The organism is Shewanella sp. MSW, from assembly GCF_007636515.1.
Classification (GTDB): Bacteria; Pseudomonadota; Gammaproteobacteria; order Enterobacterales; family Shewanellaceae; genus Shewanella; species Shewanella indica.
In genome coordinates, this window is the sequence record NZ_LVDR01000001.1 from 68,899 (window position 1) to 80,850 (window position 11,952).

At 50.5% G+C, this 11,952-nt stretch carries 6 protein-coding genes; 2 read left to right on the plus strand and 4 right to left on the minus strand.

The genetic code is table 11. The features are described from left to right. Positions 1-34: 34 nt before the first annotated feature. Both pflB and focA read right to left on the minus strand, forming a co-directional pair. Positions 35-2,317, minus strand: a complete 2,283-nt coding sequence (gene pflB, locus AYI96_RS00290) for a formate C-acetyltransferase (RefSeq protein ID WP_039032803.1) — start codon at positions 2,315-2,317, stop codon at positions 35-37. Positions 2,318-2,346: 29 nt separating this feature from the next. After that, on the minus strand, positions 2,347-3,228 hold the full coding sequence (gene focA, locus AYI96_RS00295) for a formate transporter FocA (RefSeq protein ID WP_144360754.1): 882 nt from the start codon (positions 3,226-3,228) through the stop codon (positions 2,347-2,349). Between the two features lie 941 nt (positions 3,229-4,169). Here focA and AYI96_RS00300 point away from each other — a divergent pair. Continuing rightward, positions 4,170-4,382, plus strand: coding sequence for a DUF997 family protein (locus tag AYI96_RS00300; RefSeq protein ID WP_039032805.1), 213 nt, complete (start codon positions 4,170-4,172; stop codon positions 4,380-4,382). Beyond that, a complete protein-coding gene (gene panF / locus AYI96_RS00305) occupies positions 4,379-5,827 on the plus strand; it encodes a sodium/pantothenate symporter (RefSeq protein WP_144360755.1) in 1,449 nt (482 codons plus the stop codon). The genes AYI96_RS00300 and panF overlap by 4 nt, the downstream gene beginning before the upstream one ends. Positions 5,828-5,909: 82 nt before the next feature. On the opposite strand, the gene AYI96_RS00310 is transcribed toward panF, so the two are convergent. Both AYI96_RS00310 and AYI96_RS00315 read right to left on the minus strand, forming a co-directional pair. Then, positions 5,910-8,558, minus strand: coding sequence for a TonB-dependent receptor plug domain-containing protein (locus tag AYI96_RS00310; protein WP_039032807.1), 2,649 nt, complete (start codon positions 8,556-8,558; stop codon positions 5,910-5,912). A 304-nt stretch (positions 8,559-8,862) separates the two neighbouring features. Then, positions 8,863-11,757, minus strand: a complete 2,895-nt coding sequence (locus AYI96_RS00315) for a TonB-dependent receptor domain-containing protein (protein WP_039032808.1) — start codon at positions 11,755-11,757, stop codon at positions 8,863-8,865. Positions 11,758-11,952: the final 195 nt, after the last annotated feature.

The following is an 11,952-nucleotide window of genomic DNA, read 5'->3' on the forward strand; positions in this document are numbered from 1 at the left end:
GCGGCGGCCGCTGCAGCCTGGTTTCAAACGTGAATTACAGTGCTTTGGTGAAAGTACGGGTAATCACGTCTTGCTGCTGCTCAGGGGTCAGTGAGTTGAAGCGCACTGCGTAGCCTGAAACGCGTATGGTCAGCTGTGGATACTTGTCAGGGTTGACGACAGCATCTTCCAGCATTTCACGGTTCATCACGTTGACGTTCAGGTGCTGACCACCTTCATGACCTGGCTTGTGGGCGAAGTATCCGTCCATCAGCGCGGCCAGGTTGGTGCGGCGGGCATCTTCATCTTTACCCAGTGCATTGGGCACAATGGAGAAGGTGTAAGAGATACCGTCCTGAGCGTGAGCGAAGGGCAGCTTGGCCACTGAGGTCAGTGAAGCGATAGCGCCTTTTTCGTCACGGCCGTGCATTGGGTTGGCTCCCGGGGCAAATGGTGCACCAGCGCGGCGACCATCCGGAGTGTTACCTGTCTTCTTACCATACACCACGTTGGAAGTAATGGTCAGGATTGACTGGGTTGGGATGGCGTTGCGGTACATCTTTTTGTCACGAATTTTGGCCATAAAGCCTTCGACCAGCATGCAGGCGATGTCATCAACACGGGCGTCGTTGTTACCGAACTTGGGATAATCACCCTCGATTTCGAAGTCTACGGCAATACCGTTTTCATCGCGAACCGGTTTCACCTTGGCATACTTGATGGCAGACAGGGAGTCGGCAGCAATAGACAGACCGGCGATACCACAGGCCATGGTGCGACGTACGTCTCTGTCATGCAGCGCCATCAGCGCGGCTTCGTAGGAGTACTTGTCGTGCATGTAGTGGATGGTGTTCAGCGCAGTGACATACTGAGTTGCCAACCAGTCCATCAGACCGTCGAGGCGACTCATGACGTCATCATAGTTGAGCACTTCGTCTGTGATAGGATCTGCCTTGGGAGCGACCTGAATTTTCAGCTTTTCATCCACACCGCCGTTGATGGCGTACAGCATGGTCTTGGCCAGGTTGGCACGGGCACCAAAGAACTGCATGTGTTTGCCGACAACCATGGGGCTCACGCAGCAGGCGATGGCGTAGTCATCGGACTCGAAGTCAGGGCGCATCAGGTCATCGTTTTCATACTGGATAGAGCTGGTGTCGATAGACACTTTGGCGCAGTATTTTTTGAATGGCTGAGGCAGCTGCTCGGACCAAAGCACAGTGATGTTTGGCTCTGGGCTTGGGCCCATGTTGTACAGGGTGTGCAGGAAGCGGAAGCTGGTCTTGCTCACCAGTGGACGACCGTCCAGACCCATACCACCGATAGATTCGGTAGCCCAGATTGGGTCGCCGGAGAACAGCTCATCGTATTCAGGAGTACGCAGGAAGCGCACCATACGCAGTTTCATCACGAAATGGTCGATCATCTCCTGAGCCTGCTCTTCGGTGAGCACGCCGTTTTTCAGATCGCGTTCGATATAAACGTCGATGAAGGTTGAAGTACGGCCCAGAGACATGGCGGCGCCGTTTTGGCTCTTCACCGCAGCCAGATAGCCGAAGTAGGTCCACTGGATGGCTTCTTTGGCATTCTTGGCAGGGCCGGAGATGTCATAACCGTATTTGGCTGCCATCTTTTTCATCTTGCCCAGCGCTCTGTGCTGCTCGGCAATCTCTTCACGCAACTGGATAACGTTGCTCAGATCTTCACCGGCTTCCATTTGAGCCTGCAGTGAAGTGAACTGGGCAACCTTGTCTTTCATCAGGTAGTCGATACCGTAGAGGGCTACGCGGCGGTAGTCACCAATGATACGGCCACGACCGTAGGCATCGGGCAAACCTGTCAGTACACCTGACTTACGGCAAGCGAGGATTTCCGGAGTGTAAACATCGAACACGCCCTGGTTGTGGGTCTTACGCAGTTCGGAGTAGACATATTTGATTTCAGGATCCAACTCGCGATCATAGGCGGCGCAGGAGCCTTCAACCATGCGGATACCACCGTTGGGCAGCATGGCGCGTTTGAGTGGCGCATCAGTCTGCAAACCAACAATGGTTTCCAGTTCTTGATTGATGTAGCCGGCATCATGGGAATCTATGGTAGAGACTTTGTCTGTATCAAAGTCGACCGGAGCGTGGGTGCGGTTTTCCTGCTTGATGCCTTCCATGACTTTGTCCCACAGGGCTGTGGTCGCAGTGGTGGGGCCAGCCAGGAAAGACTCATCACCTTCATAGGGGGTGTAGTTCTTCTGGATAAAGTCACGTACATTGACTTCGGTCTTCCAATCGCCGGGAACAAAGCCTTCCCATGCGCTTGCAAACAGCTCAGTTTTCTCGGTCATAGTACTCATACCTTCTAGTTGAGATAAAGTTACTTGCTGGTTTCGCTGCCTTGCTTGGCCAGCAAAGGACGGCGATACACAAACCAGTAAGTCAACCCTACAAATAAAGCTCCCCCCACGATATTACCCAGAGTGACGGGAACCAGATTATGGAACACGAATTGGCTCCATGTGAGATCGGCAAACTGCTCGGGGCTGACCCCGGCGCTTGTCCAGAATTCAGTGCCGGCCATATTTTTGCTGATAATGGCCATAGGAATAAGGAACATGTTGGCGATGCAGTGCTCAAAGCCCGCGGCGACAAACATAGCAACCGGTAGCACCACGGCCAGCAGCTTGTCAGTGACCGAGCGACCGGCATAGGCCATCCATACCGCCAGACACACCATGATGTTACACATGATCCCGAGGGCGATAGCCTGGGTAAAGTCATGGTGCAGTTTCGCCTGGGCGGTTTTCATATAACCTAGGCCTATTAAACCGTGGCCGGCATCATAGTGTTTGGCGGTGATCATCAGGCCTACCAGTAGCATGGCGCCGATAAAGTTGCCCAGATAGACCAGCCCCCAGTTACGCAGTAAGGCTTTGGTGGTGACCCGTTTGCTGGCTCTGGCAGTAATGGTTAATACTGTTGAGGTGAAGAGTTCGCCGCCCAGTACCACCACCAACATCAGGCCCAGGCTGAAGCACAGACCGCCGATGAGTTTGTTGAGACCGTAGGGAAGGGTGCTGCCGCCAGCAGTGGCGACGACATAGAAGATAAACGCGAGGCCAATAAACACCCCCGCAGTCATGGCCAGCAACAAGGTCGATTGGGTATCACGGCCGATTTTTACGACGGCCGCATCCTCGACCTTCTGCGCAGTATTGGCAGGGGTTGATGCATCAAATGGGCTAGGACTGTTGTTCATAGTTGCCTTCTTTCGCTCATTTGGTGGCTGGCCACCGGTTTAGGTTATAAAGTTCATTTATCGCTTATTCTATAGTGATGGCTTGCGAGCCATCGAGTTCATCAACTATAAGCAAGTTGTAATTAAATTACGTGATTCAGATCAATTTAACCGCTGATTAATCTAAATTATGAAATTAAACTACGTTTTGCTACTCTTTTTTGTCTAAAATTTCCTTGAAATAATTCACCGAAATTCGAGTTGTCTTCCAGTGTCATCTACCAAGGTTTGTGCTTTTAATTGGTTTTTGGTCCAAGTATAAGCTTGTAACACGTTATAAAAGTCCAGTCTGTGCTCTTGCTCGCGGTGAATGGCTGCAAACAGAAATGTTGGCCTTTCCCGTGTAGTCGCAATCCTCGCCTTCTTTGACTTACAGAGCCTTGATGAGGTTTTAGTGACCTCTGGGGAACAGTGTAAAGAATCGCCTCACATGTATTGAACCTTAAAATTGGTCTTACCAATTTACCATAAAAATATTAACACAGAGCCGTGCTGTCGGCATCTGATATCGGCCTTTACCCATAGGGAAAAGCTAAATTTTGCGAGCAGGTTAACAATTGTATGTCATTGCGTCGACGCGGGGGGAGCTGGCGCCAGTTTATTTCAGCAAAGGCTTATGCCTGTGGCCTCACAAACCCATATCAAAACTTGATTCGGGTCTTGATTTTTGGGCTGTTGTGACCCGCCTGGGAGCAGGCTCAGGGCTGTGAGTCCTGTCATGGTTCATTAGGCATGCAGTCAAAAAGTTAACGGAATATCATCAGGTAACCGGGTGGTAACTTTATCCAACAACCAAAGCGTAACTTGCGTCATGCCTTGGCACTCGAGGGAAGAGTTGATTAGAATCAAGGCTTTCTTTTGCTGTCACGCTCCATTTCAAGGAGCTATCCAAGGAGGCCGTTATGCCATCCATGGCACGTCTGGCCATCATACTTACCCTGATTTATGCCCTGTTTTGGGCTCTTGGGCCCTTGTTGACCGATATAGGGATCTGGGGAGCACAAGCTGATTATTACGGCCTGCCTTTGTGGTTTTGGCTGTCCTGTATTCTGACTCCATTATGTTTCATTCTGGGGCTCTTCTACCTGTTTGGCCGGGGAGGGCATAAAGAGTGACCACCCTTATCCCCGTATTGGTTTATCTGTTGCTCAGCCTGGTGTTGACCCGCTTTATTGCCGCCAGACAAGACAAGGCCAGCCTCTATCAGGATAAGGCGGCGCGCTTTTTTATCGGTGGCCGTTTTCTCAATGGCCCCATGTTGGCCTTGACGCTGGTGGCCACCTATACCAGCGCCAGCTCTTTTATCGGTGGTCCGGGCGCCGCTTACAAGATAGGTTTGGGCTGGGTATGGCTTGCCTTGATCCAGGTGCCGGTTGCCATGCTGACCCTGGGAGTGTTGGGGCCGAAAATTCTCGCGGCCAAGGCGCCTTACGCCACTTTGATTGAGTGGTTGGATGCTCGCTTTGAGCATAAAGGAGTCACCATGTTGGCGCTGGGCTCCTTGGTGCTTGGATTTGTCGCCATGATTACGGTGCAGTTTATCGGTGGCGCCAGGTTGTTTGCCGGCGTCAGCGGTATCGACTACAGCTTGGGACTGGCTCTGTTTGTGGTGACTGTGCTGGCTTACACCCTGAGCGGAGGTTTTCGGGCGGTGACCATCACTGATGCCTTTCAGGGGATAGTGATGCTGCTGGGGCTATTGCTGCTGTTTTTCACCCTGCTTGGCCATGGGGGGATGACAGAGTTGATGTCCAAGGTGGTCAGTGAAGACCCGGCATTGTTGCAACCCCACGGCAATGAAGGACAACTGGGCTGGCCCATGATGCTGTCGTTTTGGGTGCTTATCTGTTTTGGCACGCTTGGGTTGCCACATACTGTGGTGCGTTTGCTGGCGGTTAAAAATACCCAGGCGCTCAAGAAAGGTATTATTTGGGGCACCCTTATCAGTGTCTTGATGACACTGTTACCGCATCTCATTGGATTGATGGGGCGGGCGCTTTATCCCGATTTGCAGGTACCGGATGAGATCATGCCAACTTTGATCTCCGGACTGTTTTCGCCACTTTTGGCCGGGGTGCTGCTGGCGGCGCCCATTGCCGCCGTGATGTCGTCGGTGGACTCTATGTTGCTGCAGGCGGCGGTCAGTCTGGTGCGGGATGCCTGGGTTAAAGTCAGGCCACAAACCTCGGCGCAAAGCCAGCTGCGTTTGAGTCGCATTGCCATGTTGATGATTGCTGCGCTCGCCTGCTACTGGGCGCTGGAGCCTCCGGCCATGATAGTCTGGCTCAATCTGGCGGCTTTCGGTGCGCTGCAGGCGGTGTTTCTCTGGCCAATTTTAGCGGCGGTATTCTGGCCTTCATTGACTGGCAACGCCGTATTTGCCGCGATGATTTCCGGATTGCTGAGCTATGGAATGCTGCAATGGCAGGCCTTGCCTTTACCATTTCATATTCACCCTGTGGTCCCGGCCTTGCTGGTTTCACTCTTGGCCATGTTGGGTTGCCATGCATGGTTGTCTGCGCGAGCGGTTTTGGCGGTAGCGCCGGATAAGGCAGAGTAAAGAGCTATGCTTGATTGTTGAGTAAGGGATGAAACAAAAAAAGCGCAGTCATTGACTGCGCTTTTGGCTATTAAAGCGCTTATCAGAAACGGATCTGATAACCCGCGTAGACTACGCGGCCGATAATGTTGTGGGTATCGGCGTCATAACCTGGGTAGGACAGCTCATAGTTAACCGTAGGCATGGCATCGAACAGGTTACGGGCACCGACCGTGACTTTACCGAACTGGTCAAAGTCATAGTTCATGGCCAGATCCCAAGTGGTGAAGGAACCAAAGTCCTGCTTGTCGATGTTGGCAGCTTGCTGCTGTGGTGTTTCACCGGCATAGGAGTCGATGTACTTGGCGATCAGCGAGGCGCTGAAGGCATCGTACTCATAGCTAAAGGTGGAGTTGAAACGCAGCTCAGGATATCCCTTGGTACCCAGCACGTCGTAACGTGGATCGACCGGACTGGCTTGCTCTGTGTACTCCAGTGCATAGGTGCCGTCCAGGGCAAATTTCAGACTGCCGTAGTTACCCAGCTCGAAGCGCGAGCTGAAAGAGACGTCCAGACCCGAGGTTTGCACCCCGTCCATGTTGATGTAACCGGCGCCAATCTCTTCAATCTTGCCGTCGGTATCACGCTTCACATAGACATATTTAGGATCGTAGGCACCGAGACCTGTAGTGGCTTCCAGATCCAGGATAGTCTGGGCACCGACATAGCTGACCTGGTTGCTGATCTCAATGTTGTAGTAGTCCACAACCAGAGAGATATCATCTGTGATGTTCCACACAGCACCGAAGGCATACTGATCAGACTCTTCAGGTTTCAGCTCCGGATTACCTGAGCTCTTGCGCAGATACTGAGTTGACTCACACACATCGGCGCCTTCGCGTTGGTCAGGCGGTAGCATCTGACAACCTTTGGTGTCGATCACTCGGTCATAACTGGTAGCTGCTTCGCCCAGCAGATCATCCAGTGACGGAGCACGGAAGCCCTGGCCGTAAGAGGCGCGCAGGACCAGGTTATCCAACAACTGGTAACGCAGGTTGATAGAGCTGGACAGCTGGCCTTCATCCGGCAGGCTGTATTGGTCATAACGGCTGGCCAGTTTAACGTTCAGATCGTCGGTGACCGGCAGTTCCAACTCAACGAAGGCAGCCTTGTAGTTACGCTCACCGGCAGAGTCGCCACCGTAAGTACCCAGTACTTTGCCGGCAGCTTGCTGCGCATCGCGGCGATCGCTGAATTCCATCTTCTGGTACTCGGCGCCCACAGCGTAACCTATGTCACCGCCTGGCAGGGCGATAGGTGCCAGGGCTGCCCAGGAAATGGCTGTTGCTGTGGTCTTGGAATCCGCCTGACGGGTGGCTGTGTGCAGGAAGCTGTCCAGGGTTGCCTGAGTGGCATTACCGCCCAGAACAAATGGGTTATAAAGCCCGGCATCGACGGCTTGCTGCAGGTTGTCTTCAAACACATAAGAGTCTGTGCTTATATCCACCTGTTGATCAGAGTACTGTACGTACCAGTTCAGTGAACCGGCATCCAGCTCCAGGTTCAGCCCTGTCACCACGTCAACAACATCGGATTTGAACGTCGTGCTGCGATCGGCCACGCCTGTCAGACGGTGGTAAGCCTGTACTTCAGTTGCACCGGCTGTGCCATAAGTTGGGTTCAGTGGGTTGTCGGCTGCGATAAACAGGTTAGGGGTCCACAGTGCGGTTGAAGAAGTGGTGGACTTGTCACGCATCACAATCGCCTGACCGAACCACTCCAGATTATCGGTGATCTTGTAAGTCAGGTTGCTGAACAAGGAGTCTTTGGTCTGATCCGGCAGGTAATCGGTACCATCAAACATGCTGTAGCCACAACGTGGACCATCTTTACTCTGAACGATTTGATCGGCGGGGCAGTCTTTACCTGGAACATAGTCACCAGTGTAGCTTGGCGTCTCAAAGGTTCCATCTTCTTTTTTGCCTGGGCGAGCAGCTACTGGGCGCCAGGTGCCTTCCGGTGCATACAGAGAACTGCGACCATAAGCTTTATCCCAGTTGGCAGTGAGATGTTCACGCTGGCCACCCTTGAGAGGATCAAACTTCTTATGCTCTATGATAACCAGACTGCTGCTCTTGTCGCTGGTGTTACCAAAGGTCATCGACGCCGACATTTCATCACGGCCACCCTGAGTCGGGTTGGCGAATTTCAGATCAAATCCGAGGCCATCATAATTCTTCTTCAGAATGATGTTGATTACACCGCCAATGGCATCGGAACCATAGATGGCTGATGCACCGTCACGAAGAATTTCAATACGCTCGATGGCGTCCATGGGGATTAGGTTAAGGTTGGTTGCATCGGCACCGAAGGTGGCTGATGGTGCGATACGGCGGCCATTGATCAGGGTCAGGGTACGGTTTGAACCCAGGCCTCGCATGCCTGAGCTGGCGTGGTTACTGGCAGAGCTACCAGCGTCGCTGATAAAGCTGCCCGCCGTATTGTATGGCATTTGTGCCAGTACCGCAGAAACATCTGTCAGACCGGTTTTGGCTATGTCTTCAGAACTCATTACCGTCACCGGCAGTGCCGATTCCATGTCGGTACGCTTAATGCGCGAGCCGGTAACTTCGATGCGCTCCAGTTGTTGTTCGTTTTCGTTGGCTTGAACAGCGGGTAAGCTAAGAGAGGCTGCTGCAGCGCCGCCAAACAAGGCGAAGCGCACAGCTTTGCTGACACTGAGATTCATCATTTATATCCTTTTATGATATTTGTTTTATCTTTTTGTATTTATCAGGGCCGATAAAGAACAATTCGGCGATAAAATGTAACCATTAAGATACAAATAATACAAGTGGTTAAATGCTTATTGACTATCTTTTTGTTGTAATAAAGATGTAACCAAGTATTTTTAAATATTATTGATACAAAGGTTATTAAAATAAAACACACAAAGAAAACAATATTGCAACAATTGATAGGGAGTTAAGATGAGCAAATAATAAGCGGCGCGAATGCGCCGCTTATTTACAGGATTAAGTTCTGTTTAATCCAGTTTAGAAGGAATAGTTCAAACTAGTGTAGTAGAAGCGGCCGATGTTATCGTATGCAGCAGATCCTGCACTGGTTCCGGTTGAACCATAAGGCAAGTCCTTATCGAATAAGTTATCGATACCAAACTTGAGGGTTATGCCGGAATCAAATTGATAACCCAAAGCAACATCACTGATGAAGTAATCGTCGTACTGCATGTTGGAACTTGGGTTGGCATTAAGGGCCAGATCCTTATCTGTGTACAAGCTGACATCATTGACGAAACGGGTACGCCAGTAGCTGAGCCAGTTTTCATACTTGTAATTCAGAGTCAAGTTAGCCTGCCAATCGGCATATCCCAAAGTACCCGCCAACTCTTCATAATCACTGGGATCATCTTGGAAGGAGAAGTTACGACGTTTTATCAGGTGGGTCGCGATCAGGTTAGCACTGAAATCACCGCCGAGAATATCAGCCTTATAGGCCAGATCCAGATCCACCCCGGCTGCTTCCAGTGATGCCACGTTCAGCGCATGGCTTTGGATCAAGGTTATTTGGTGGGTTGAAGGATCGCGGGTGATCAAGTCACAGTACTGATTATTTATACCACTGGCCGAATCCAGGCATCGGTCAACTATGGTCTGTGCTCCGATGGAGCTGATGGCATCGTCGATCTTGATGTTCCAGTAATCGAGTGTCAAAGATAGACCTTCGATAAACTCAGGCTGGTAGATAAGCCCAACAGTGTAGCTGGTGGACTCTTCTGGCTTCAGTTCCCGGTTACCACTGCTCTTACCTTCTATCCTTTTGGCATCGTACTCATCATTGAAATCGGCAGGTACACCCATTGCAGCACAGTTCTTACGGCGGGTGGCTGAATCAGCCAATGTATTGAGGTTATCGATACGGCAGCTGTCTTTAACACTAAAGTATGTTTGACTCGGTGCACCAAACAGTTCGCTGATATTTGGAGCTCTGATGGCTTCGGCATAGGTACTGCGCATTCTCAGCTCATCGTTGATTTCCCAGCTTAGACCGGCTTTCCAGGTGGTCGCATTGCCTATGGTGCTGTAATCGGCGAACCGGACTGCCAGATCCATATCCAGCTGGCGGATCAGCGGTAAGTCGGCCAACAGCGGGATTGATACTTCCGCAAATACTTCCTTAACATCGAAATCACCTTTGTCTTCGCCCAAGGCATTGAAGAATGTACCTCCGGCATTCTCAGGCTCTTTAGTCTCACTTTCTTCTTTGCGGTACTCAACCCCGGTAGACAAGCCTACATAGCCCGCCGGTAATTCAAATAGCCCGGAATTGGTGATGGTGCCACCCAAAACAGTTTGCTTAATTACTGCATTGCCAACAGAAGTGGTATTGATATAGTCAATGGCTTCCTGGCTTGGATTACCGGCACCAAAAATGTTGACCGGTACACAACCTTCAGCGCGGGCGGTTTCGCTGCGACAGACTATGTTACCGTCGAGCATAACGGCATCGAGGGCATTTTGGTAGTTGGCATAGATCAGGTTGTTTTTGTTTACCCGCTCCAGATCTGTCTGACCATAGATGGCGTACAGATCATAGTCCCAATCGTCGGCCAAGACGCCTTCAAGGCCCAATACATAGCGCTGGGTTTCACGGGTGTCATCTTCTATACGTTGGCCCAGGTCAGCCATGAAACGGTTGATGACGATTGAATCCAGTGGTTGAGGAGTACCGTCCGCATTCTTGTTGTTCTTCATCAGAGCAACCAGGTTGGGATCCAGATAAGGGTTGTCAATCTTCACTGAGTTAAGCTTATTGCCAAAGAAGAAGGCCGGTTGGCTATAATTACTGGCCTGGCTGTTGACATATTTTGCCTCAAAGTAGAGGTTCATATCGTCATTCAACTGATAATTGCTTTTCAAGTTGAGGTTATAGCGTTTGAACTCGGGCTGCAGATCTTCAAACTGTCTCAAGTTGGTAAAGTCGCAGTCGACACAGTAGTTACCGTCGACTTTTGGGCCTATGTAAACATCACCTATGGTTCCGTCTGGATTGAAGGTTTTCCAACCATCCAAAAAGAAGGTACCGGCGTTGCTGATCCTGTAATGTCCACCGTTTGGCAGGAAATACTTGTCCGGGTCAGACGGATTGTTGGAGTCAATGTAATTACCGTTAGCATCCTTGGGTCTATCGGTATTTTTCAGACTGGTAAATGAGGTTCTGGTTTGATCACGATCGAAAGCTCTGAGTCTATCCTGAGCGCTGTATTCCGCAGCGAAGGCGATATTACCGCGACCATCATTAATATCTTTGCCGTAAGAAAGCGAAATTCTGTCTTTACCAAAGTTACTGTCATCAGCCCGACCTTTAATAGCCGAGATATCCAAGCCGACAATATCTTTTTTCAGAATAAAGTTAACCACACCAGTGACCGCATCGGCACCATAAATGGCAGATGCTCCGCCGGTAATGACTTCTACTTTTTCGACCCAGGCACTTGGAATCGTGTTGACGTCAACCGAAGAGCTTCCCGCTGAGCTGGCAACATGACGTTTGCCGTTTACCAGCACCAAGGTTCTGTCGGTACCCATGGTACGCAGATCCAACAGGTTGGCACCGGCAGTACCAATGTAACGCCCGGAGTTGGCAAGGGAATAAGTGTTACCCAGCGCAGGCAACTGGTTGAGGGCTTCACCTATGTTGGTCACACCGGTAGACAGGAGTTCTTCACCTGAGATTACAGTCACTGGCGTTGGCGCCACGGCACCTTCACGAATGATACGTGAGCCTGTGATAGAGATTCGCTCAACGGCTGAATTTGCCGTTTGTTGTTCTTGTTCTGCCGACAATGCTGGTGCGGAATAGGCTGCAGTTGCAACACCACCAATTAACGCAAAGCGCACCGCTTTGGCTAATTTAGAATTAACTTGCATTATATCTCCCTGATACTTATGTATGATTTTTTATTTTTACACCCGAATTAATTAATAGATGTTTACGGATGTATCAAGAATATAACCTTGCAGAAATAAAAAGTGCAACATAGATGAAACAGATATAAATTGTTTGAATTAATAACAAATAAAGCTCTTTTGGTAACAAAGATATAACGTACGGTGTTTATTTTT

Bases quoted from the DNA above. Each gene is read 5' to 3' on its own strand.
- pflB (WP_039032803.1), bottom strand. From the start codon at position 2,317: ATGACCGAGAAAACTGAGCTGTTTGCAAGCGCATGGGAAGGCTTTGTT.
- focA (WP_144360754.1), bottom strand. From the start codon at position 3,228: ATGAACAACAGTCCTAGCCCATTTGATGCATCAACCCCTGCCAATACT.
- AYI96_RS00300 (WP_039032805.1), top strand. From the start codon at position 4,170: ATGCCATCCATGGCACGTCTGGCCATCATACTTACCCTGATTTATGCC.
- AYI96_RS00310 (WP_039032807.1), bottom strand. From the start codon at position 8,558: ATGATGAATCTCAGTGTCAGCAAAGCTGTGCGCTTCGCCTTGTTTGGC.
- AYI96_RS00315 (WP_039032808.1), bottom strand. From the start codon at position 11,757: ATGCAAGTTAATTCTAAATTAGCCAAAGCGGTGCGCTTTGCGTTAATT.